The 24,391-nt window shown below is 31.8% G+C and carries 20 protein-coding genes; 15 read left to right on the top strand and 5 right to left on the bottom strand.

The features are described 5' to 3' along the window. The first annotated feature begins 60 nt into the window (after positions 1-60). Complete coding sequence (gene menI, locus ACM6UH_RS08340; protein ID WP_069822218.1) at positions 61-519, top strand: 1,4-dihydroxy-2-naphthoyl-CoA hydrolase MenI; 459 nt, start codon at positions 61-63, stop codon at positions 517-519. A 78-nt stretch (positions 520-597) separates the two neighbouring features. Here the strand turns inward: menI and ACM6UH_RS08335 are convergent, their stop codons facing one another. After that, positions 598-894, bottom strand: a complete 297-nt coding sequence (locus ACM6UH_RS08335; protein WP_002483372.1) for a HesB/YadR/YfhF family protein — start codon at positions 892-894, stop codon at positions 598-600. A gap of 331 nt (positions 895-1,225) precedes the next feature. Continuing rightward, positions 1,226-1,834, bottom strand: a complete 609-nt coding sequence (gene plsY / locus ACM6UH_RS08330; RefSeq protein ID WP_002483371.1) for a glycerol-3-phosphate 1-O-acyltransferase PlsY — start codon at positions 1,832-1,834, stop codon at positions 1,226-1,228. Between the two features lie 200 nt (positions 1,835-2,034). On the opposite strand from plsY, the gene parE reads away from it, so the two are divergent. The 4 genes from parE to glcT all read left to right on the top strand — a co-directional run bounded on the left by parE (position 2,035) and on the right by glcT (position 9,164). Further along, entirely contained in the window at positions 2,035-4,029 is a 1,995-nt protein-coding gene (gene parE, locus ACM6UH_RS08325; RefSeq protein WP_103301490.1) for a DNA topoisomerase IV subunit B, read from the top strand. After that, on the top strand, positions 4,026-6,428 hold the full coding sequence (gene parC, locus ACM6UH_RS08320; RefSeq protein WP_011303177.1) for a DNA topoisomerase IV subunit A: 2,403 nt from the start codon (positions 4,026-4,028) through the stop codon (positions 6,426-6,428). Before parE ends, parC begins: the two co-directional genes overlap by 4 nt. A gap of 248 nt (positions 6,429-6,676) precedes the next feature. Beyond that, positions 6,677-8,119, top strand: a complete 1,443-nt coding sequence (locus tag ACM6UH_RS08315; RefSeq protein ID WP_011303176.1) for an alanine/glycine:cation symporter family protein — start codon at positions 6,677-6,679, stop codon at positions 8,117-8,119. A gap of 199 nt (positions 8,120-8,318) precedes the next feature. After that, a complete protein-coding gene (glcT, locus tag ACM6UH_RS08310) occupies positions 8,319-9,164 on the top strand; it encodes a glucose PTS transporter transcription antiterminator GlcT (protein ID WP_061050609.1) in 846 nt (281 codons plus the stop codon). A gap of 163 nt (positions 9,165-9,327) precedes the next feature. Here glcT and ACM6UH_RS08305 read toward each other — a convergent pair whose 3' ends face one another. Further along, positions 9,328-9,897, bottom strand: a complete 570-nt coding sequence (locus ACM6UH_RS08305; protein WP_048787424.1) for a hypothetical protein — start codon at positions 9,895-9,897, stop codon at positions 9,328-9,330. 255 nt (positions 9,898-10,152) lie between these two features. On the opposite strand from ACM6UH_RS08305, the gene ACM6UH_RS08300 reads away from it, so the two are divergent. The 8 genes from ACM6UH_RS08300 to ACM6UH_RS08265 all read left to right on the top strand — a co-directional run bounded on the left by ACM6UH_RS08300 (position 10,153) and on the right by ACM6UH_RS08265 (position 20,855). Further along, the gene (locus tag ACM6UH_RS08300) at positions 10,153-11,253 is read left to right on the top strand and encodes an acyltransferase (RefSeq protein WP_048787425.1); all 1,101 of its coding nucleotides are present in this window, start codon (positions 10,153-10,155) and stop codon (positions 11,251-11,253) included. Positions 11,254-11,560: 307 nt separating this feature from the next. Next, positions 11,561-12,787, top strand: a complete 1,227-nt coding sequence (locus ACM6UH_RS08295; RefSeq protein ID WP_011303172.1) for an AI-2E family transporter — start codon at positions 11,561-11,563, stop codon at positions 12,785-12,787. Positions 12,788-13,058: 271 nt separating this feature from the next. Further along, a complete protein-coding gene (gene mprF / locus ACM6UH_RS08290) occupies positions 13,059-15,584 on the top strand; it encodes a bifunctional lysylphosphatidylglycerol flippase/synthetase MprF (protein ID WP_047503706.1) in 2,526 nt (841 codons plus the stop codon). Between the two features lie 510 nt (positions 15,585-16,094). After that, positions 16,095-17,060, top strand: coding sequence for a LacI family DNA-binding transcriptional regulator (locus tag ACM6UH_RS08285; RefSeq protein WP_011303170.1), 966 nt, complete (start codon positions 16,095-16,097; stop codon positions 17,058-17,060). Positions 17,061-17,101: 41 nt separating this feature from the next. Further along, entirely contained in the window at positions 17,102-17,491 is a 390-nt protein-coding gene (rbsD, locus tag ACM6UH_RS08280) for a D-ribose pyranase (protein ID WP_011303169.1), read from the top strand. 15 nt (positions 17,492-17,506) lie between these two features. Then, positions 17,507-18,997: a sugar ABC transporter ATP-binding protein gene (locus tag ACM6UH_RS08275; protein WP_011303168.1), complete on the top strand. Its 1,491-nt coding sequence runs from the start codon at positions 17,507-17,509 to the stop codon at positions 18,995-18,997. Next, a complete protein-coding gene (locus tag ACM6UH_RS08270; RefSeq protein ID WP_011303167.1) occupies positions 18,984-19,925 on the top strand; it encodes an ABC transporter permease in 942 nt (313 codons plus the stop codon). The genes ACM6UH_RS08275 and ACM6UH_RS08270 overlap by 14 nt, the downstream gene beginning before the upstream one ends. A gap of 15 nt (positions 19,926-19,940) precedes the next feature. Then, positions 19,941-20,855, top strand: a complete 915-nt coding sequence (locus tag ACM6UH_RS08265) for a D-ribose ABC transporter substrate-binding protein (RefSeq protein ID WP_011303166.1) — start codon at positions 19,941-19,943, stop codon at positions 20,853-20,855. 55 nt (positions 20,856-20,910) lie between these two features. Here ACM6UH_RS08265 and msrA read toward each other — a convergent pair whose 3' ends face one another. Then, complete coding sequence (gene msrA, locus ACM6UH_RS08260) at positions 20,911-21,426, bottom strand: peptide-methionine (S)-S-oxide reductase MsrA (protein WP_011303165.1); 516 nt, start codon at positions 21,424-21,426, stop codon at positions 20,911-20,913. A 139-nt stretch (positions 21,427-21,565) separates the two neighbouring features. On the opposite strand from msrA, the gene ACM6UH_RS08255 reads away from it, so the two are divergent. Next, a complete protein-coding gene (locus ACM6UH_RS08255; RefSeq protein WP_011303164.1) occupies positions 21,566-22,549 on the top strand; it encodes an LCP family protein in 984 nt (327 codons plus the stop codon). A gap of 139 nt (positions 22,550-22,688) precedes the next feature. Here the strand turns inward: ACM6UH_RS08255 and ACM6UH_RS08250 are convergent, their stop codons facing one another. Further along, positions 22,689-22,874, bottom strand: coding sequence for a 2-hydroxymuconate tautomerase (locus ACM6UH_RS08250; RefSeq protein WP_011303163.1), 186 nt, complete (start codon positions 22,872-22,874; stop codon positions 22,689-22,691). 149 nt (positions 22,875-23,023) lie between these two features. On the opposite strand from ACM6UH_RS08250, the gene ACM6UH_RS08245 reads away from it, so the two are divergent. Further along, positions 23,024-24,286 carry a Y-family DNA polymerase gene (locus ACM6UH_RS08245; RefSeq protein ID WP_047503710.1) on the top strand — a complete coding sequence of 421 codons (1,263 nt, stop codon included), beginning with the start codon at positions 23,024-23,026 and terminating at the stop codon, positions 24,284-24,286. The last annotated feature ends 105 nt before the right edge of the window (positions 24,287-24,391 follow it).

Below are 24,391 nucleotides of genomic sequence, written 5' to 3'. Positions count from 1 at the left end.
TTATGTTAATATTTAAGGTATGATATGTATCAGTAGAAATATTGAAAAGAGGATGCAAAAATGATTTACAGTATGACACAAATTGAAGCACGTTATTCAGAAACTGATCAAATGGGTGTAATCTATCATGGTAATTATCCTACGTGGTTTGAAGTAGCAAGAACAGATTATATTTCTAAACTAGGTTTTAGTTATAAGGATATGGAAGATAGTGATATTATTTCGCCAGTAATCGATTTAGATATCAAGTATATTAAATCGATCTTTTATCCGGAAAAAGTAACAATAAAAACATGGGTTGAAAGATATTCACGTTTGCGATCCATATATAAATATGAAATCTATAATGAAGCAGGGGAACTTGCAACAACAGGTTCAACGGCATTGACTTGTATAAAAAAAGAAGATTTCAAACCAATTAGATTAGATAAATATTTCCCTGAGTGGCATGCAACTTATAGTGAAGTTGATAAAAGAAACAAGGCTGGAGAGTGCTTAGAGGTCATAAACGGCTTATAAAACGAAGTGGTTAATATCTATATCTATATATAATAAAAAGCGTCTGACACTTGAGCCAGGCGCTTTTTATTATATAGGTTATTTTGTAGCATATGAAATTTCATCAATGCCATCATTTACGTCAATAAATAAATTATGGTCTTCAAAATACCATAAATCTTTTTCAGCAATTACGACATCTAAACCGTCGTAATGATTTTCATAACCAATTTCAACATCCTCTTTTTTGTCAACGCTAAATGCAGGACTGAATCCTTGTTTTAATTGGAATTCGCCACCATAACGTACAAAGAATTGTAAGACTTTGTCACCTTCAGGTAATTCAAGTTCTTCTTTAAACCAAGACACGGCATTATTTGAAAGTTCTATTTCCATAATAAAAGTCTCCTTTCGGTTCACAAGTACTTAACTTATGACTATTGGCAACTAAATTGAATTAGTATTTTTATATATTACCCACTTTCAGTAATATTAAAAGTAGTATAACATAATTTTTCAATTAGTTATGTCAAATCATTCTACAATGCGGAGAAATATATATAACGCATGATAATGATACATATAAGTAGTATAATAGAATTAATGATCATAAAGCTGTGTTTAAATCTTACGATTCAATATGTGATATAAAAAAGCTGGAGGCATTAACGCCCCAGCTCAAATTTTGTTTACAACATATTATTTTGTAGAACGACTATTGTAATAGTTACATCCATTTAATTTTAGGTTCTTCACCCTTAAATATCCTTACAATATTAGTTCGATGTCTAATAATGAGCAATACACCGACACCAATACTAACAATAAATAGGATATAGTCTCGAATTAATAATGCACCAATGACGCAACAAATAGATGCAATGATACTTGATAACGATACATATTTTGTTAAATATAATATTCCAAAGAAAATTGCTGCTAATATTAATAATAAGACAGGATTGACACCTAGTATGACACCAGCACTTGTTGCAACGGCTTTTCCGCCTTTGAATCCAAGATAAACTGGATATACATGGCCTAAAATTGCAAAAGCACCAACAATAAGTCCATTTGTGAAAAATGTAGTTATTGGGCCTTCAGCTTGGACAGGTAACCATAGTGGAAAGAACACTACAATGAACCCTTTAAATATATCTAGGAAAGTTACAAGAAATCCAGCAGGTTTTCCTAATACTCTAAAGCTGTTTGTTGCCCCAGTGTTACCACTTCCGAATTGACGGATATCTTTTTTGAAAAATAGTTTACCTATTACATAGCCACTTGGGAAAGCACCGATAAGGTAACTTAGTATTAACATGATTACAATCATCATATATAATCCACATCCTTTAATGACATTAAAATTATTTTACCATATAAGCATAGGATAATACGAATGAAAATTTAAAATGGGTATTATTTCTCAATTGAAAATTCATTTGATACTTGCATTTTATCAAGATTTATATAAGAATAACTAATGTATAGTTTTAAAAACGAACGTACGTTTGTAGGAGGGCGAAACGATTGGCAATGAATAAGAAAAATAATTATTCGGATGATTCCATTCAGGTACTTGAGGGATTAGAGGCCGTAAGAAAAAGACCTGGGATGTATATTGGTTCTACCGATAAACGTGGATTACATCATCTAGTATATGAAGTTGTCGATAATTCCGTCGATGAAGTATTAAATGGTTTTGGTAGCGAAATCCAAGTTACAATTAATAAAGATGAAAGCATTACAATTGAAGATAATGGTCGTGGGATGCCAACAGGTATACATACATCTGGAAAACCTACAGTACAAGTCATTTTCACAATACTTCATGCTGGTGGAAAATTTGGACAAGGCGGATATAAAACATCAGGTGGATTACATGGTGTTGGTGCCTCCGTTGTTAATGCATTAAGTGAATGGTTAGAAGTAGAAATATACAGAGATGGCAATATCTATACTCAAAGTTTTGCACAAGGTGGTAAACCAACAACTGGTTTGGTTAAACACGGGAAAACTAAAAAGACTGGAACTAAGGTGACATTTAAACCAGATCCAGAGATATTTAAATCAGCAACATCTTTTAATTATGATGTTTTAAGTGAGCGACTTCAGGAGTCAGCTTTTTTACTTAAGCGTCTTAAAATAACATTGAAAGACTTAAGAGCTGGAAAAGAACGTGAAGATGTTTTTCACTATGAAGATGGTATTAAAGAATTCGTTGCTTATGTTAATGAAGGCAAAGAAGTTTTACATGATGTAGCCGACTTTTCTGGTGAAGCTAATAATATCGAAGTTGAAGTTGCATTCCAATACAATGATCAATATTCAGAAGGTATTTTGAGCTTCGTTAATAATGTGCGTACAAAAGACGGGGGTACACATGAAGTTGGCTTCAAATCTGCAATGACACGTGTATTTAATGATTATGCACGCCGTATTAATGAACTAAAAGAAAAAGATAAAAATTTAGATGGAAATGATATTAGAGAAGGGTTAACAGCTATTATTTCCATCCGTATTCCGGAAGAGTTACTTCAATTTGAAGGACAAACAAAGTCTAAATTGGGTACACCAGAAGCTAGAAGTGCAGTGGATTCTGTAGTAGCAGACAAACTTCCATATTATTTAGAAGAAAAAGGTCAGTTATCAAAATCACTTGTTAAAAAAGCGCTGAAAGCACAACAAGCTAGAGAAGCTGCGCGTAAAGCTCGTGAAGATGCACGTTCCGGTAAGAAAAATAAACGTAAAGATACTTTACTTTCAGGTAAATTAACGCCAGCTCAAAGTAAAAATACTGAGAAGAAAGAACTTTATCTTGTTGAGGGTGACTCAGCAGGTGGTTCAGCAAAATTAGGTAGAGATCGTAAATACCAGGCTATTCTGCCTTTAAGAGGTAAAGTCATTAACACAGAAAAAGCACGTCTAGATGACATATTTAAAAATGAAGAAATTAATACGATTATTCATACTATTGGTGCTGGTGTTGGTAATGAATTTAAAATTGAAGATAGTAATTATAACAGAATAATTATTATGACTGATGCGGATACGGATGGTGCACATATACAAGTACTGTTATTAACATTTTTCTTTAAATATATGAAACCACTTGTAGAAGCTGGAAGGGTATTTATTGCCTTACCCCCCCTCTATAAATTAGAAAAAGGGAAAGGCGCCTCAAGAAAAATCGAATACGCATGGACTGATGAAGAATTAGAAAAATTACAAAAAAAATTAGGCAAAGGTTTCTCATTACAACGTTATAAAGGTTTAGGTGAAATGAACGCTGATCAATTATGGGAAACGACAATGAACCCAGATACAAGAACACTCATCAGAGTTCAAGTTGAAGATGAATTACGTTCTTCTAAACGTGTAACAACATTAATGGGTGACAAAGTTGCGCCTAGACGTGAATGGATAGAAAACCATGTTGAATTTGGATTACAAGAAGAACAAAGTATATTAGACAATAATGAAATCCAAATTTTAGAACAGGAACATCCTAATGAGGAGGAAATCAATTGAGTGAAATAATTCAAGATTTATCGCTAGAAGATGTTATTGGCGATCGTTTTGGTAGATATAGTAAATACATCATTCAAGAGCGTGCATTGCCAGACGTTCGTGATGGGCTCAAACCTGTTCAAAGACGTATTTTGTATGCTATGTATTCTAGTGGTAACACATATGATAAAAATTTCCGTAAAAGTGCTAAAACAGTCGGTGACGTAATTGGACAGTATCACCCTCATGGCGACTCATCTGTGTATGATGCTATGGTAAGACTCAGTCAGGGATGGAAGCTGTGTCATGTGCTCATAGAAATGCAAGGGAATAACGGTAGTATCGACAATGACCCGGCTGCAGCAATGCGTTATACAGAAGCTAAGTTAAGTCGTATTTCTGAAGAACTTTTAAGAGATATTAATAAAGAAACAGTACCATTCATGCCAAACTATGATGATACTACTTTGGAACCGATGGTATTACCAGCAAGGTTACCTAATTTATTAATTAACGGAAGTACGGGTATTTCTGCTGGTTATGCAACAGATATTCCACCACATAATTTGGGTGAGGTGATTCAGGCTACACTTAAATTTATCGATAATCCTGATATCACAGTAGCTCAGTTGATGAAGTATGTTAAAGGACCAGATTTCCCAACAGGTGGCATTATACAAGGTATAGATGGTATAAAAAAAGCTTATGAAACTGGTAAAGGTAAAATTATTGTTCGTTCAAAAGTCGAAGATGAAGAATTAAGAAATGGCAGAAAGCAATTAATTGTTACTGAAGTCCCATATGAAGTGAATAAGAGTTCACTTGTTAAAAAGATGGATGAATTACGTGCTGATAAAAAAGTGGATGGTATTGTTGAGGTAAGAGATGAGACAGACCGTACTGGATTACGTATTGCCATTGAATTGAAAAAGGACGTAAATAGTGAAGCTGTATTAAATTACTTATACAAAAATACAGATTTACAAGTTGCTTATAACTTTAATATGGTTGCTATTAGTGAAGGTAGACCAGTATTAATGGGGATTCGTCAATTTATTGATAGTTATTTAAATCATCAAATTGATGTTGTGACTAAACGTACACGTTATGAATTAGATCATGCTGAAAGCAGAATGCATATTGTTGAAGGTCTTATGAAAGCATTATCTATTTTAGATGAAGTTATCAAGTTAATTAGAGCTTCTAAGAATAAAAAAGATGCTAAAGACAACTTAGTCGCTGAATTTGATTTTACAGAGGCACAGGCCGAAGCGATCGTAACACTACAATTATATCGTTTAACGAACACAGATATTGTGCAACTACAAGAAGAGCACGATGAATTAAAATCACTAATTGGACGTTTAAAAAATATTTTAGATGATCATAGTGCACTTTTAAATGTAATAAAAGAAGAATTAACAGAAATTCGCAATCGTTTTAAACAAGGGCGTTTGTCTTCAATAGAAGCAGAGATTTCTGAAATTAAAATTGATAAAGAAGTTATGATTCCTAGTGAAACGGTTATTATGAGTGTTACAAAACACGGTTATATAAAACGCACTTCATTACGTAGTTATAATGCCAGTGGCGTAAATGAAATTGGTGTAAAAGACGGTGATGTACTTATGAAACATCAAGAAGTCAATACACTTGATACTGCATTGGTCTTTACTAATAAAGGGCGTTATCTATTTATTCCAGTACATAAATTAGCTGAAATTAAATGGAAAGAATTAGGTCAACATGTTTCTCAAATTGTGCCACTTGATGAAGGTGAATTTATCATCGATGCGTATTGCGAAAGTGATTTTAAACCAGACGCATTTTATATTTTAGCTACGCGTCATGGAATGATTAAACGCAGTAATGTTTCTATGTTTAAAACATCACGATTCAATAAACCTCTCGTTGCAATGAAAGTGAAAGATGATGACGAAATTATTAATGTCATGCGCATAGACTCTACTCAATTAATTACTGTTATTACAAATAAAGGTATGTCATTAACCTATAGTAGTGATGAACTCTCTGATACAGGATTGAGAGCAGCTGGCGTTAAATCAATTAATCTAAAAGATGAAGACTTCGCCGTGTTAACACAGGTCATTAGTGCAAACAACTCAATTTTAATGGCAACACAACGAGGATCACTAAAACGTATTGGTTTCAAAGTACTACAAACAGCCAAACGTGCACAACGTGGAATTACATTACTGAAAGAATTGAAAAAGTCACCGCATCGTATTGTAGCGGCTGACGTAATTCAACCTGAGCACACGACTTACACAATTTATTCTGATAAACAACAAGAATCTGGCGCCATTAAAGATATTCATTTGTCTGAACAATATACAAATGGCAGCTTTATTGTAGATACAAGTGAATTTGGTGAAATTATTGACTTAGAAGTTAATTAGGGGTAATTTTTTAAAAATTATTAGTAAATACAACTATATAGTGATAAAATACCAGTTAGGTGCAATAAATTATTAAAAAAGAGGTTTATAGCAGTGTGAAAAGTATCGTATTAGGCGTATGACTAGGGCGTACTTTTTCATCATTTTATAAGTGGCATGTAATGAAATGTTACAATTCCTTATAAGACTGTCTATAAATCTCTTGCTCTAATTTGAAATTAAATATTACATAGATGAGAGGGATTAAATTGAAAGATTTTGATAGTTTAATTCCAGATTGGTTCAAAGCTTTTGTTCAAGTCGGGAATGATTTAATCTGGTCACAATATCTAATTGGACTTTTAATAACAGCAGGTATATTCTTTACTATCGGCTCTAAATTTGTGCAATTAAGATGGATTCCAGAAATGTTTCGTGCTATTGGTGAAAAACCTGAAACATTAGATAACGGTAAAAAAGGTATTTCTCCATTCCAAGCATTTGCGATAAGTGCTGGTTCTAGGGTTGGTACTGGTAATATAGCGGGTGTTGCTACAGCTATAGTACTTGGTGGTCCTGGTGCAGTCTTTTGGATGTGGGTTATTGCATTTATAGGTGCAGCGAGTGCGTTTATTGAAGCAACTTTAGCACAAGTATACAAAGTGCCTGATGAAGAAGGCGGTTACCGCGGTGGACCAGCTTATTACATAACTAAAGGTTTAAATCAAAAATGGTTAGGTATCGTGTTTGCTGTATTAATTACGGTTACTTTTGCTTTTGTATTTAATACAGTTCAATCTAATACAATTGCTGAATCATTGAAAACACAATATAATGTAGATCCTATAATAACAGGCATTATTTTAGCGGTACTTACTGCTATCATTATATTTGGTGGTGTACGTAGTATCGCCAATTTATCTTCAGTTATTGTACCTGTTATGGCTATTATTTATATCGGTTTAGTTCTAGTGATTCTTATCATGAACTATGATCAAATTATTCCAATGATTTCTACAATTATTAAAAGTGCATTTGGATTTGAACAAGTAACAGGTGGTGCAGTTGGTGCTGCCATACTACAAGGTGTAAAACGTGGTCTATTTTCTAATGAAGCTGGTATGGGTTCTGCGCCTAACGCAGCAGCGACAGCAGCACCACCACACCCTGTTAAACAAGGTTTAATTCAAGCACTCGGTGTATTCTTTGACACGATGCTAGTTTGTACAGCAACGGCTATTATGATATTGCTTTATAGCGGTTTAGAGTTTGGTGAAAATGCATCACAAGGTGTTGCCGTAACGCAATCAGCTTTAAATGAGCATCTTGGTAGTGCTGGTGGTATATTCTTAACGATTGCCATTACACTCTTTGCATTTTCTTCAGTAGTTGGTAATTATTACTACGGCCAATCTAATATTGAGTTCTTATCAAAAAATAGAACGATATTATTTATCTTTAGATGTTTAGTTGTCGTATTAGTGTTTGTTGGTGCAGTAATTAAGACAGAAACTGTTTGGAGTACTGCAGATGTATTTATGGGATTGATGGCGATTGTCAACTTGGTAGCAATCATAGGTCTTTCAAACATTGCATTTGCTGTTATGAACGATTACCAACGTCAACGTAAAGCTGGCAAAAAACCAGTTTTCAAACCAGAAGAATTAGAAATCAATTTATTTGGTATTGAAAGTTGGGGCATGAAAAAATAATCAAATTGATAATTAGTTCATAAATATCAAAGCTTAAAGCGTCTTTTAAGATTGTCACGATAAAGTGACATCTTAGAGGCGTTTTTTGTTTTTTTAATTAACTCGTAAGGTATATTTATTAATTAAAATAGAATAATTCTTTCATTTTATAATTAGTCACTATATAATATTGAGTAAGATAAAGATAAGGATGATTGATGTGAATGATTTCTTAATAACTAAGGTTCTCAATAATAATGTGATTATTTGTACAAAAGCACAAGCGGAATATGTATTAATTGCAAAAGGCATTGGGTTTAATAAAAAAAGTGGCATGATTTTACAAGAGAATCAAACGATAGAAAAAATATACATATTGGATCAAAAATCACAGCAAGACCATTATAAAACATTAATGGAGCTAGCAAATGATACTTTAATTCAAGCAGTGATAGAAGCAGTTAATATTATTAAGAATTCGGAAATGAAGGTAGATAACCAAAAATTAGTCATTTCATTAACCGATCATATTATTTTTGCTTATAAGCGGTTGAAGCAAAATCAGTTGATTAATAATCCTTTTATTGTAGAAACTAAACAGTTGTATAGCAAAGAATACAAAATAGCTGAAAAAGTAATTGAACGTTTAAATCACGTATTGGAGGTTCACTTTCCTGAAGATGAAATTGGTTTTATTGCATTACATATTGCTTCGAATACTGAATCATTGTCCATGCGTGAGATGGATTTAATCAACGAACTGATTAATAAGAGTGTTTTTATTTTAGAAAATGATTTGAAACAAACGATAGATAAGGATACTATTCAATATCAACGTTTTATAAGACATATTCAATTCTTAATTAAACGATTACGAAATGGTGAATCATTAAAGAAAACCAATGCTTTTGAAGCACTACTCAAAGAACAATATCCATTATGTTTTAATATTGCATTGAAAATCATGCGACTTTTACAACAAGAATTGAAAATAAAAGTGTATGAGGCAGAGGTTATCTATTTAACGCTACATGTCTACCACTTTATGGAAAACCATAAATCTTAACAAGATAGTAGTTAAACAGAAAGTCATATATAAAGTGGATTGATAATTGAATGTATAATAAAAACAAACCAGATGCTATATTTGCCATCTGGTTTGTTTTTTGTATTTGTGAATCATATCCATAAATGATAGGCGTCATAGGATATAACAATTTAGTTATTTATTAGTTAGCGCTGGCGTGAAGACTGATATGAATGTTTTTGCCATAATTTTGTTGGTCATATGTATTTATAGGTTTATTTAGTACAATTTCTATTTGTTTTGGTTGTTTTTGTGAATCTAATTTAGTGAATGCATAGCCACGTTTCTTAGTACCTGAGTCTAACTCATCTACTAGAGTGGTTGATTTTGGCATATTTAATTTTGTTTTTTTATCTAATATGATTTTTACATCACCAGTATATTTTATAGATACTGGTGTTTCATTTATAACGTCACCAAAATATCCTAAATAAAGGTCATGTGTCTTTGTATTTTCAATTAGTAAATAGGAAAATGCTGTTCTAAAAGTTTTGTTATTTGTTGATGTTATACCTGTTTTAGATGAATGGTTATTTGTATATTTTTGAACTGATTTATAAGTAGTATCATTATTTTTAGAATAAAATGTGTTACCTATCTCAGCTTTAGCAAATATCAGTGGATCTGTCATTTGCTTTTTTGAACTTTTGGTATAACTGTAACCAGCTAAACCGATTAGAAGAATTAATATAATGACTATTGTCTTTTTCAATGAAATGCTCCTATTTTAAGTTGTGTATTATATGTGTAATTATATTATACGATTATAAAATGAATAAATAAAGATGATTAATGAAAAATAATATATTAATTGGTGTAAAACTAAAGTAAAATGATTAATGTTTGTTAATTGTGTGTAATGTAATTATTAAGATTTATAATTTGATTGTAAATTCTATTTACAAGTATATTGAATCATCTTATACTTGGTGTTCTGTCTGATTTGAATTTAGGGGGACGTACGTGTATGAAGTATTATGATGAGGTACCGATAATAAGATCTGTTGCCGCTATGTTAGTTGTGGCGATACATACAGTTAATAGTATAGCCTTGTCAGGAGGGACATTTACATCAGATGGCTTAGGTTACGTTAACCAAATAGCAAGGTTAGGAACGCCTATATTTGCTGTAATAAGTGCGTTTTTATTAACAATCTCAGTAGTGAATAAAGGGTTTAATTTAGATTATTTTGTTAAATCACGTTTTAGTAAAATATTTATTCCTTATATCATTTGGACAGTATTTTACTTATTATATAGAGCCTTTTATTTACATAATCTTGAAGATGATGGGAAATTATTGAATTACTTTGTGTATGGAAAAGCAAATTTCCACTTGTATTTTATTTTGACTGTTATTCAGTTTTACTTTTTATTTCCGTTATTACAGAAATTCAAAAAAGGTTGGCCTATTATTATAGTGTATATATTAGCGACAATCGCTAATATCATTTGGATTAGAATGGGGCCAGTTTCATTAGGTGGCGGTGGTGTCGAACGTTTTGTGAATGATAAATTATTCATTATGAATTGGATATCATTCTTTATGTTAGGTATTGTATATGCTAAATTTTACAATGAAATTAGAATCCTCATCTTTAAGCACAAAGCCATATTATCTACTATTATAGGTATATTATTTATCGATTTCCTATTGAGTATTGATTTGGATCATTTACAAAGTTCAATTACTGTGTCGAATATGATTTATATTCCATTTTTCATTGTGTTTCTAAATTATTTATATGAACATGTTAAAAAGAATCACACCATTTTAAAAACCTTAACCTTAATTGGTAATTATTCTATGGGAATTTATTTAGTGCATTACGTTGCAATTCAATTCGTAAAACGTTTGCCTATAATTGAAGATATCGTGCCACAAAGTAAATTTATGGGCGTATTTATATTAACAGTAGCAGTATCTGTATTGATTGTTTATCTAATAGGTAAAATCCCCTATGGTAACTATATTGTTCCAATTCCAAAGAAAAAAGCAACGCAAACCACAGATGTAGACAAAAAGAAAGTTACTCAAAGCAAAAACACACCTAATTATAATTCATGAGCATATTATAAAATAAAGTCTGAAGCATTGATGATAAATGTTTCAGGCTTTTTTATGCGAAAAAGGGTATGACAATGGTTTTATATTATTGGGGATATATTTAAACTAGAATTATTAAGACGTATGAATTAGGGTACATATATGTTATAAAAATAGATATGTGAAATGTTAATAATGTGATATGATGAGGATTAGTAATTAAGACGATTAAAGCATTCTATGATATAATTTTGTACAGTATTTTTTTATCTGGTAGATTATATGATTATAATTTTTAAGAATTAAGTTAAGGTATGGTGAGTTATATATGTCGAATGAAGACAATGTTAGACAAGAAACAAAAAATAAAAAAGAAAAATTGAGACTTAGTTTTCCAGAGACCCGCTTCATGAAATTTATGGGAGGCAAAGATTTATTATTCGCCTTAATCATGCTGATACTCATTGGTATTGCGATATTTATATTTGATCAAGTATCCTATATATTTAAACCATTTATCATTGTATTTAATACGATTGTAGCACCGATTATTGTATCCATCATTCTATACTATTTATTCAATCCATTAGTCAATTTGATGGAACGCTATAATATATCACGTCTTTGGGGCGTTATTATTTTATTCCTAGTTATTATTGGGGTTATCGCGTTAGCAATTAATTTATTGATACCAGTCATTGGTACTCAATTTAAAAGTTTCGGTAATAATTTTCCGCATTATGTAGATAAAGTGAATCAATTTATTGATAATCTTACTAGAAATTCCTTGATTTCTAACTTTTATGGACAAATACAAGAACAATTAGATGCTTTAGCTAACAAGCTACCATCAATGGTTTCTGATTATTTTAATGGTTTCGGTTCAAAAGTGAAAAACTTTGCTGAAGCTATCGTAAATGTAGGGGTAGTCATTGCCACAACACCATTTGTCTTATTCTTTATGTTAAAAGATAGCCATCATTTCAAAGAATATTCTACGAAATTAATGCCACCAAAATTTAGAAAAGATTATCATGATTTATTAGACAAAATGAGTGTACAAGTTGGATCTTATATCCAAGGACAGATTATTGTTTCATTTTGTATCGGTATTTTACTATTTATTGGTTATAGTATTATCGGATTAGATTATAGTTTAATTTTAGCATCTATAGCTGCTGTGACGAGTGTTGTACCATATTTAGGGCCTACAATTGCAATTTCTCCAGCTATCATTATTGCTTTAATTACTTCTCCAATTATGCTCTTGAAATTAATCATAGTATGGACTGCAGTTCAATTTATAGAAGGTCACTTCATATCGCCTAATATTATGGGTAAAACGCTGAAGATTCACCCACTCACAATTATCTTTATCTTATTGAGTGCAGGTAATCTTTTAGGTGTTGTTGGTGTCATCTTAGGTATTCCAGCCTACGCTATATTAAAAGTGTTAGTCTCACATTTATATTCAATGTATAAACGCAGATATAATAAATATTATGGCGATGATGCAGGTGAATATGAAATTACAAACGATGAACAAATACGCTAGAATTTACAACTGAATACTTCATTATTCATCATACATGTAAGAGATTGATAAATGAGTCTGGGACAAAAATAGGTGTCTCGGACTCTTTTTCATTTAGGAAATAGCTAACGGATTTAAAAATGTAAAGTCTCACTTGTTTAAAGAAAGGATTTTTCATTTTTACGGGCCTAACAATTATGTTAGAAGTTATTATTAAAATTTTATTTCTTATATATTATTATTGTGCTATATTTTTTATTGAGCTTAGATTATTAAAAAGTGAAGTGAAAACATGTCTAAAGAAATGAGAAGTAGATTATTTTCTATTTTAAAAGTTGTGTTTGCGGTCGCCTTATTTAGTATCGTAGTGTTTACTTTATATAAGGAATTGTCGCATATTAATATTAAAGAAACGATTCAGTCGTTTGGAAAAATTAATCGTGTATGGTTAGTCGCCTTATTTGTAATTGGCGGGGCATCGATTATTGTACTTTCGATGTATGATGTCATATTAGCGAAATCATTAAATTTAAAAATTTCTTTATTAAAAACGATACGTGTTGGGTATATTGTCAATGCGCTTAATGCTGTCGTAGGTTTTGGTGGTTTTATTGGCGCAAGCGTGCGTTTTTTATTTTACAAAAATGCCACCGATGATAAAAGAGCGTTACTGCACACGATTTCTATTGTATTGATTTCTATGTTAACAGGGTTAAGTTTATTATCCATTTTAGTAGTCATCCATGTATTTGATGTATCACATCTATTTACACCATACCCATGGATTAAATGGCTAATGTATGTTGTAGCCTTGTTCTTACCGGTGTTTGTAATTTTTACGATTTTACGACCAGTACAAGAAAATCAAAAGTTATTAGGTGTTTATTGTACGATTGTATCAAGTATTGAATGGCTTGTTGCGGCACTCGTTTTATATATGGCTTTAACAATGGCAGGCGTTCATGTACCAATCTCAATATTTATGGGCATATTTATCATTGCAGCTTTATCAGGACTTATCAGTTTTATACCTGGTGGATTTGGTACATTTGATTTAGTAGTATTACTTGGGCTTAAGCATTTGAATATAGATGAAGAATCTATAGTTTTAGGGTTATTACTTTATCGTTTTGCGTATTATCTATTTCCTGTGCTCGTTGCTTTAATTTTATCTACATTTGAATTTCGTGGTACAGCTAAACGCTACTGGGAAGATGCAAGAATACTTGTTCCGGTGAGAGATATGACATCATTATTATCATCTTACCAAAAGGATATTATTGCACGTGCACCCTCGTTTTCAATTGCTATTTTATTAATGTTTACGAGTCTATTATTTTTCTTGAATAATCTAACTATTATCTACGATGGCCTATATGATCCGAATCACTATATCTATTACATTATCGTATCGGTTCACACATGTGCATGCTTATTATTACTTTTAAATGTGGTAGGTGTATATCGCTTATCTAAACGTGCCATCTTATTTTCGATTATTTCTATTATATTAATTTTTATTGTAACAGCCTATACGTATGCTTCATTTATATTACTTAGTTGGCTTGTTGTAATGTTAATTTTATTGTTCATTTTTTACAGAAGAGCACGAGTTATAAAACGTCCATTTAGATATTTAAAATTATGCTTAAGTTTTATAATGGGTGCGCTCGTACTTTATATTAATCATATTGTTATTGCGAGTACGTTTTATACATTAGACATTTATCACATTGAGATAGACACCTCTATTTTGAGATATTATTTCTGGTTTACTATCTTATTGGTAGCGGTTATTGTTGGTCTGATTGTTTGGTGGTTTGAATATCGTTATAGAATATCTAATACACGAGAAGATACTAAAATATGTGCGTCTATTGTAAAACAATACGGTGGTAATTATTTAAGTCATCTCATGTATAGTGGCGATAAAAAATTTTTTATTAATGAAAATGAAGATGCCTTTATAATGTATCGTTATCAACGCAATGCATACATTGTACTTGGAGATCCTATAGGTAATCCCCAATCTTTCTATAGTTTACTAGAGTCTTTCTATCAAGAAGCAGAGTATCTTGGCTATGATATTATTTTTTATCAAGTAACGGATAGAAATATGTCTCTTTATCACAGTTTCGGTAATCAATTCTTTAAATTAGGTGAAGAAGCGGTTATCGATTTGAATGAATTTAAGATTTCTGGTAAGAAAAAACGTGGTTTACGGGCAACTTTAAATAAGTTAGATGATTTAAAATATACTTTTGAAGTTATAGAACCTCCATTTACGCAAGCTTTAATTACGGATTTGAAAACAATTAGTGATGAATGGCTCGCCGATAAAAAAGAAATGCATTTTTCAGTAGGTAGTTTCAATGAATCGTACTTATCAAAAGCACCCATTGCAATTATAAAAGACAGTGATGGACTTATTATTGCATTTTGTACGTTGATGCCAACTTATTATAAAGGAACGATTTCTGTTGATCTCATACGTTGGAAACCAGATTGCACATTGCCATTAATGGATGGTTTATATTTAAATATGTTGTTATGGTCACAAAAACAAAATTATCAACATTTTAATATGGGAATGGCTACGTTATCGAATGTAGGTCAATTACCTTATTCATTTTATGGAGAACGTATTGCAGGCCGTGTTTTCGAACATTTTAATGGTTTATATAGATTTCAAGGTTTGAGAAAATATAAAGAGAAATTTAATCCAAATTGGGAACCAAGGTTTCTTGTTTATAGAAAACGTCATTCCTTATGGCTTAGTATGATAAAAGTAATGCGTGTCATTAGAAAACATAAATAATATGAATGACAAAACACCCCACATGTGCTCAGCATGTGGGGTGTTTCTAGGAGTTGATAGTGCTTAATGGTTTTTGTGTAATTAATTACTGGAGAAGTTATTAATTACATTAATAAACTAACTATAAAATTTCTAAATATCATTTTGACTCTAACTATGAATTTAACATTACCTTGTTACTTAAGGTATAACCATAATATATCACCAATAGAAAACGCTTTCAACAAGGTATTACCATATTATTTCTTTTCTTTTTAACATATTATCTTTATATATTCTTTTTAAATATTAAAGGTATTATTACACTTTGGATCTAATGTTATCTATTCGAAATGATTTTTATTGTAGCTAAATAGCTATCCTAATTATTTATGTTATATCAATAATAACAATTTTAAGCATTATAATTATAGTGTGAAAAAATAATTAAATAACAAGTTTATGAAAATAGACTATTAAATAGTAAAATCTTATGTTAATATGAAAACGGTTACATAAAAGAGGTGAAACATGGCAACGATTAAAGATGTAGCGACTTTAGCAGGATGTTCTGTAGCAACTGTCTCAAGGGCAATTAATAACAATGGTTATGTTAAGGCAAAAACACGACTTCATATAGAAGAAGCAATTGCCGAATTAAACTACCAACCAAATGAAGCAGCACGCACATTATATAAAAGAAAGTCTAAACTAATAGGTTTATTACTGCCGGATATGAGTAATCCTTTTTTTACACTTATCGCTCGTGGCGTTGAAGATGTTGCTTTAGCACATGGTTACCAAGTACTTATTGGTAATAGTGATAATGATATAAAAAAAGCACAAGGCTACTTAGCAACATTCGTATCACACAATTGTACAGGCATGATATCTACAGCATTTAATGAAAATATTATCGAGAACACACTGACTGATCATCACATTCCATTTGTTTTTATAGATCGTATTAATAATGAGCATAATGGGATTTCAACGAATCACTTTAAAGGTGGTCAACTTCAGGCAGAGGTAGTACGAAAAGGTAAGGGTAAAAACGTTTTAATCGTACATGAAAATTTATTAATCGATGCATTTCATCAACGCGTCCAAGGTATTAAGTACATATTAGATCAACAGCGTATTGATTATAAAATGTTAGAAGCAACGTTATTAGATAATGATAAAAAATTTATTGACTTAATTAAGGAACTTAGCATCGACAGTATTATTTGTAGTAATGATTTATTAGCGATAAACGTTTTAGGCATTGTACAAAGATATCATTTTAAAGTTCCAGCAGAAATACAAATTATTGGATATGATAATATTCCATTTTCAGAAATGACCTATCCACAAATTACTACTATAGATCAATCAGCATATCATTTAGGTGAAATTGCCGTTTCCCAACTATTAGGTTTGAATACGGATAATTTAACAAACAACCATAAGCAATTGGCACTTACAGTTAAACATAGAGGAAGTACACGTAATTAAATGACATTATGTAACGGGTTACATATAAGGAGGTAAATTTTATGTATAAAACAGGGATATTAAATAGCGATATTTCAAAATTACTTAGTGATTTAGGTCATACAGATGAAATTATGATTGCTGATTGTGGTCTTCCAATTCCAAACGGTGTTAAAAAAATAGATTTAGCATTGGATTTTGGTAAACCATCATTCTTAGATGTATTTCATATTGTGAAATCGCATATGGCCATCGAAAAAATGACTTTAGCAAGTGAAATGAAAACTGAAAATGAATCACTTTATAACGTTTTAAAAGAAGAAGAAATTAAATTTACTACTGAATCCCATGAATTATTAAAGCAACATAGTAAGCATGTAAAAGCTATCATTCGTACGGGTGAAGCGAAACCTTATGCGAATGTCATATTAGCTAGTGACGTTTTATTTTAAAGGAGGGATCAATGGATGATTGAAATGAAGAATATTTATAAATCTTTTGGTCAGAATGATGTTCTTAGAGGTGTGGATTTTGATATTGCGGATGCCGAAGTTCATGCATTGATGGGGGAGAATGGTGCCGGCAAAAGTACGTTAATGAAAATTTTAACCGGCGTTTATGAAGCAAATGGTGGACAAATTTTAGAAGATGGTAAACCACTTCAATTTAAAAATACAAAAGACGCTGAGCAACATGGTGTGTCATTTATTCAACAAGAATTAAATATTTGGCCTAATTTAACGGTTTTAGAAAACCTATTTTTAGGTAAAGAACCAACGAAGTTTTTAGGGATAATTAATCATAAAGTGATGAGAAAACAAGCGTTGGAAATATTTAACAATTTAAATATACAGCTTGATTTGAATCAAATGGCTGGGACGTTATCAGTAGGTATGCAACAAATGTTAGAAATTAGTAAAGCATTAATGCAAGATTCTAAAGTCATTATTATGGACGAACCAACGGCAGCTTTAACGACTAGTGAGATTGAAGTGTTATTCACACAAATTAATAAATTAAAATCTAAAGGTGTTTCATTTATTTATATTTCACATAGAATGGAAGAAATTTTTAATATTGCAGACCGTATTACAGTGATGAGAGACGGCCGGTCTATATTAACTTCGAACACGCAAGAGACCTCTAATGCAAAAATTGTAAAAGCCATGATTGGTAGAGATTTGGATAACCAGTATCCAGAAAGAAATTATAAGCAAGATGAATTAGTGCTGTCAGTTAATCAGTTAAGTTCTACGGTATATGACTTAAATGATGTACATTTTGAGTTACACAAGGGTGAGATTTTTGGATTCAGTGGACTTATGGGTGCTGGTAGATCTGAAATCATGCGCGTGTTATTTGGCCTAGACAAAGGACAAATGCAAGTAACACTTAATGGTAAAACCATTCACATGAATAATCCTAAGACGGCCATAAAGCACGGGTTAGCGTTTATTACTGAAAATAGAAAAGAAGAAGGTTTAGTTCTACAAGATTCTATTATAGAAAATATTTCATTACCTGCATTGAAAAGTTTTTCAAAGGGTGGTTTTTTAACACCAACAGCGATGAACAATTATACAGAACAGATGATTCAGCGTTTGAATATCAAAGGTGGAAAAGATGATAGTTGTATGGATTTATCTGGAGGAAATCAACAAAAGGTTGTTTTGGCTAAATGGATTGCTACTGCACCACACGTTTTGATTTTAGACGAACCAACTAGGGGAATTGACGTTGGCGCAAAACGTGAAATTTATCAATTAATGAATGAACTGACAGAACGTGGTATGTCTATCATTATGATTTCATCAGAATTACCAGAAGTGATAGGAATGAGTGATAGAGTTGCCGTTGTACATGAAGGTAATATTGCAGGTGTTTTAAATAAAAAAGATCTAACTGAGGAACGTATTATGACATTAGCTACAGGAGGGAATATCAATGAAACAATCTAGCTTATCATTTTCATATTTAGAAAAAATTATTCCATTTATTGGTTTAATATTATTAGTCATTATCATTAGTGTATTAAATAGTGCATTTTTAGAACCATCTAATCTGTTTAACTTATTGAGACAAGTTTCTATAAATGGATTAATTGCATTTGGTATGACATTTGTAATTTTAACGGGCGGCATAGACTTATCTGTTGGTTCTACACTAGCGTTATCCAGTGCGCTTATAGCTATTTTAATGGTCTCAGGTGTAGATTCTATGATTGCGCTATTAGTAGGCTGTATTTTAGGTGCGATTTTAGGTGCTATTAACGGGCTTTTAATTACGCTTGGTAAGATGGCGCCATTTATAGCGACTTTGGCTACAATGACTGTCTTTAGAGGTTTGACACTGGTTATTACAGATGGCAATCCAATTACTAATTTAAATGGCAGCTATGCCTTTCAATTATTTGGACGAGGTTATTTTTTAGGTATTCCAGTTCCAGCAGTGACAATGTTTATTACTTTCATTATTTTGTATATCATTTTACATAAAACAATATTTGGTAGACAAACTTATGCTATGGGTGGTAATGAAAAGGCAGCTTTTATCTCTGGTATTAAAGTGAATAAATTAAAAATCATGATTTATAGTTTAGCTGGTTTAATGTCTGCAATGGCTGGTGCGATTCTCACATCTCGTTTAAACTCAGCGCAGCCAACTGCAGGTATGTCATATGAATTGGATGCAATCGCTGCTGTTGTATTGGGTGGTACATCTTTAACAGGTGGTAAGGGACGTATACTTGGCACATTAATAGGTGTATTAATTATAGGTGTGTTGAATAATGGACTAAATTTATTAGGGGTTTCTTCATTTTACCAACAAGTAGTTAAAGGAGTTGTCATTATTATTGCAGTACTCATTGATAGAAAGAATAAATAAAGTAGGAGGTTTATCATGAAAAAATTATTTTTAAGTATGATGGCAATGATACTGTTGTTAGCTGGTTGTTCTTTAGAGTCTCCTCTAGAAAAGCAAGATAGTGGTAAATCAGACAAGAAAAAATCAGATATTGTGGTTGGTGTAAGTATTTCTACATTGAATAACCCATTTTTTGTGAAAATTAAAGATGGTATATCAGCTGAGGCGAAGAAACAAGGTATTAAGGTTAAATTTGCAGATGCTCAAGACGATGCAGCAAAGCAATCTAATGATATTGATGATTTAATACAGCAAAATGTAGATTATCTTATCGTGAATCCAACTGACTCAGATGCTATTTCGGGTAGTGTTCAAATTGCGAATGATCAAAATATTCCTGTTATCACATTAGATAGAGAGGTTGCTAAAGGAAAAGTTGCTTCGTTTATTGCTTCAGATAATGTTAAAGGTGGAGAAATGGGCGGCAAGCTCATTGTTGATAAATTTGGTAAAGGTACAAAAGTAGTAGAGCTTGAAGGTATACCAGGTGCTAGTGCAACTCGTGAGCGTGGTAAGGGATTCCACAACGTTGCTGATGATGAGTTAGATGTCGTATCAAAACAAAGTGCCAAATTTAATAGAACAGAAGGTCTAAATGTAACGCAAAATATGATTCAAGCGCATCCTGATATTAAAGCAATATTTGCACAAAATGACGAAATGGCTTTAGGGGCTGTTGAAGCGGTTGGTAATAAAGATATTAAAGTTATTGGATTTGATGGTAATGAAGATGCAATAAAATCTGTTGAAAACAACAAACTATTTGCAACAGTCGCACAACAACCCAATTTAATGGGAGAAGAAAGTATTAAAACAGTTATGGATTTATTTAATGGTAAAAAAGTTCAAGAAAAAAATAAGATACCTTTAGAAATGAAAAAACAAAAATAGGATTTATGAGAAAAAGCCGGATACAGTGATCATCGTACTGTTTCCGGCTTTTTGTTTATTTATCTGTCTGTTGCTTATAATTTTGACGGTCTTGTTGTTCTTTGGCGTAACGTTCTGGATTTTTTTTATAAAAATCTTGATGTTCTGGCTCTGCTTCATAAAATGTAGCAGCAGGTAATACTTGAGTTGCAATAGCTTTATCTTTATCGATTGTTTCTTTGAGTTGTTCAATATATTCTTCGGCAACATTTTTTTGGTCTTCATTGGTATAGAAGATAGCAGTTTTGTACTGTGCACCTCTATCTTGAAATTGTCCGCCTTCATCTGATGGGTCTATTACTGAAAAGAAAATTTCTAATAATTTATTGTATGAAAACAGTGCTACATCATATTCGATTTCAACAGTTTCCAAATGTCCAGTGTTGCCTGTCTTAACTTGCTCATATGAAGGATTATCCACATGTCCTCCCATATAGCCAGAGGTTACGCTTTCAATACCTTCAAATGTGTCGAAGGGTTTAACCATACACCAAAAGCAACCTCCTGCGAAGTAGGCTTTGTTTATATTCATGCTTAACATCCTTTCCGTATTAGACCTTAGTACCATATATTAAGATATTACTTGATTTTTATACACTTTTTATATAACTTTAATATATGTTAATTATAGTACATAGAAGTGCAATTTTGAAGATATAAGGTTGATACTAATGAATGAAGACAAACTAAGAAGTAGTAAGAACACACAAGGCAATACTAATCCTCCGCCAATGCGTAGGGGGAAAAAGAAGCGGTTTAGGAAACTACCATTTATTATTTTGATTGGTATTATTATTTTAGCAATTATCATAGGCTATTCCGTACATGGTTATAATTCCGGCATAAAATATGCTAAAGATCATGGTAAAACGTTGAAACAGCATAAATTTAATGGTGCCGTAAAGAATGATGGTAAAATTACGGTTATGGTACTAGGTGCGGATAAAGAACAAGGCGGAATTTCTAGAACGGATTCTATTATGATAGCGCAATACGATTATATTCACAAAAAGATGAAAATGATGTCTGTGATGCGTGACATTTATGCTGATATTCCTGGAAACGGACAGCATAAAATAAATTCTGCATATTCTATCGGTGGACCAGAATTGTTAAGACAAACATTGAAGAAAAATCTTGGCATTGATCCTGAATATTATGCGATTTTAGATTTTACTGGATTTGAAAAAATGATAGATGAACTAGAACCTAATGGTGTGCCAATTGATGTTGAGAAAGATATGTCAAAAAATATTGGCGTGTCATTGAAAAAAGGACATCATCGTCTGAATGGTAAAGAATTATTAGGTTATGCTAGATTTAGACATGATCCAGAAGGCGATTTTGGTCGTGTACGTAGACAACAGCAAGTAATGCAGTCTCTTAAGCAAGAACTCGCAAGTTTGGATACATTACCGAAGTTACCAAAAGTTGCTGGTATTTTAAGAGGTTATTTAAATACGAATATGCCAGATTCTGTATTAATACAATCAGGTTTAAACTTTGGTATCCGTGGTGATAAGAAAGTCGTCTCTGTTACATTACCTATTAAAGGTACTTATCAGGATATTCAAACACCAATGGACGGTAGTGCTTTAGAAATTGATAAAGCCAAAAATAAAGCTGAAGTTAAAAAATTCCTTGAAGAAGATTAAGATAGTTTCGACATAAATAATAATAAGCGTACGTTACCCTATGGATAGCGTACGCTTTTTTTATATAGAAAATTTTTCATTTGTAATCAGGTGGGTTAGGTAATGAACTTGATTACATTTTTGATCATTAATTCTGTTTTTATTGATCAGATTTTCTCACACCAGCTACGCCATAGTGAGATGCTTTCATTTCTTCTATGACAATTTGTATCGCCTCTTTATTAGCACCTGTTGTTTTTTCTACAGCATTTGTAACCTCAGTTACCAAATTTTTAAGTTGTTCATCTGAACGTCCTTCTAATAACTTTACATTTACGATTGGCATGTGTAATTCCTCCTTTAATAATTTAAAGATATTATAGCATGAAAATTGAGAAAATTATAAATATATCAAATTGGAACATTTGTTCTTATCGCTATTGAAATAGAACATTTGTTCGTATATAATAAAATTAATTGAGGGAGGCATGAGATATGTATGATTATAATCTGGTGGAAGAGAGAGATGTATTGTGTATAGATCAAAAAAGTTTTTTTGCTAGCGTTTCTTGCATACAAAAAGGATTAGACCCAATGAAAGAAAAATTAGCTGTTGTTGCTGATACTAAAAGACAAGGTTCAGTTGTGTTAGCAGCAACGGGACCTTTGAAAGCATTAGGTGTAAAAACGGGATCTAGATTATTTGAAATACCACATAGAAATGACATATATATTATTAATCCAAGTATGAGAAAGTATTTAGAAGTTTCTGTAGCAATATCAAAAATTGCATTGCGCTATATTGCTCCTGAAGATTTACATCAGTATAGTGTAGATGAGTTTTTTATGGATGTGACCAATAGTTATCATAGGTTTAGTAGTACGGTTCAATCTTTTTGTCAAAAATTGCAATTTGAAATCAAAGAAGAAACAGGCATCAATTGTTCTATAGGTATAGGATCTAATATGTTATTGAGTAAGATTGCCATGGATGTAGAAGCAAAGCATACTAAAAGTCTAATTGCAGAATGGCGTTATCAAGATGTTCCGAAAAAACTTTGGCCAATCCAACCATTAAGAGAATTTTGGGGAATTAGTAGAAAAATTGAAGCGAAATTGAATAAAAGAGGTATTTTTACGATAGGCGATTTAGCACATTATCCTCACCAATACTTAAAAAGAGATTTAGGTGTTATAGGTGTGGATTTACATTTACATGCGAATGGTATCGATCAAAGTAGAGTGAGAGATAAATATAGAGTAATGAATCCATCTATTTGTAAGAGTCAGATACTGATGCGTGATTATCGTTATGAAGAATCTAAAGTAGTGATGCGAGAATTAATTGAAGATGTGGCGAGTCGTGTTAGAGGGCGAAATCAATTGGCAAGAACAATTCATTTTTCATTTGGTTATAGTGATAAGGGTGGCATAAATAAACAGTATACATTAGAAGAACCGACGAATTTAGAAGACAGTATTTTTAAAGTTGTCGAATATTTTGCTGATAAATTATGTGATCGTACCGCATTGATTCGTACAGTAAGTATTTCATTAACACAGTTTATAGAAGAGACAGATAGACAATTGAATTTGTTTATAGATGAATATGAAAGAAAGAGAAATGAAAAATTAGCTAAAACGATTGATGCATTGCATCGCAAATTTGGACGAGGTATTGTATCTAAAGCTGCTTCTTACACTGAAGCAGGAACAAAACACGGGAGATTAGGTCTTATGGCTGGCCATAAAATGTAAAGTCCCAAATAGCATTCTACTGGGCTTATACATGGAAGGTAGCTCAGGTAAATCTAAAAAATACTGCTTCATCCATTAAACAAGTAGGACAACGAAAATCAAATT

Source organism: Staphylococcus sp. LKG4-2, assembly GCF_050955665.1.
GTDB classification, from domain to species: Bacteria; Bacillota; Bacilli; order Staphylococcales; family Staphylococcaceae; genus Staphylococcus; species Staphylococcus saprophyticus.
This window is presented reverse-complemented; position numbering and strand designations above follow the sequence as displayed.

Bases quoted from the DNA above. Each gene is read 5' to 3' on its own strand.
- ACM6UH_RS08300 (WP_048787425.1), top strand. From the start codon at position 10,153: ATGAAGTATTATGATGAGGTACCGATAATAAGATCTGTTGCCGCTATG.
- rbsD (WP_011303169.1), top strand. From the start codon at position 17,102: ATGTATAAAACAGGGATATTAAATAGCGATATTTCAAAATTACTTAGT.
- ACM6UH_RS08265 (WP_011303166.1), top strand. From the start codon at position 19,941: ATGAAAAAATTATTTTTAAGTATGATGGCAATGATACTGTTGTTAGCT.
- menI (WP_069822218.1), top strand. From the start codon at position 61: ATGATTTACAGTATGACACAAATTGAAGCACGTTATTCAGAAACTGAT.
- ACM6UH_RS08275 (WP_011303168.1), top strand. From the start codon at position 17,507: ATGATTGAAATGAAGAATATTTATAAATCTTTTGGTCAGAATGATGTT.
- ACM6UH_RS08255 (WP_011303164.1), top strand. From the start codon at position 21,566: ATGAATGAAGACAAACTAAGAAGTAGTAAGAACACACAAGGCAATACT.
- ACM6UH_RS08270 (WP_011303167.1), top strand. From the start codon at position 18,984: ATGAAACAATCTAGCTTATCATTTTCATATTTAGAAAAAATTATTCCA.
- parE (WP_103301490.1), top strand. From the start codon at position 2,035: ATGAATAAGAAAAATAATTATTCGGATGATTCCATTCAGGTACTTGAG.
- ACM6UH_RS08285 (WP_011303170.1), top strand. From the start codon at position 16,095: ATGGCAACGATTAAAGATGTAGCGACTTTAGCAGGATGTTCTGTAGCA.
- msrA (WP_011303165.1), bottom strand. From the start codon at position 21,426: ATGAATATAAACAAAGCCTACTTCGCAGGAGGTTGCTTTTGGTGTATG.
- ACM6UH_RS08250 (WP_011303163.1), bottom strand. From the start codon at position 22,874: ATGCCAATCGTAAATGTAAAGTTATTAGAAGGACGTTCAGATGAACAA.
- ACM6UH_RS08245 (WP_047503710.1), top strand. From the start codon at position 23,024: ATGTATGATTATAATCTGGTGGAAGAGAGAGATGTATTGTGTATAGAT.
- ACM6UH_RS08335 (WP_002483372.1), bottom strand. From the start codon at position 894: ATGGAAATAGAACTTTCAAATAATGCCGTGTCTTGGTTTAAAGAAGAA.
- ACM6UH_RS08295 (WP_011303172.1), top strand. From the start codon at position 11,561: ATGTCGAATGAAGACAATGTTAGACAAGAAACAAAAAATAAAAAAGAA.
- plsY (WP_002483371.1), bottom strand. From the start codon at position 1,834: ATGATGATTGTAATCATGTTAATACTAAGTTACCTTATCGGTGCTTTC.
- mprF (WP_047503706.1), top strand. From the start codon at position 13,059: ATGTCTAAAGAAATGAGAAGTAGATTATTTTCTATTTTAAAAGTTGTG.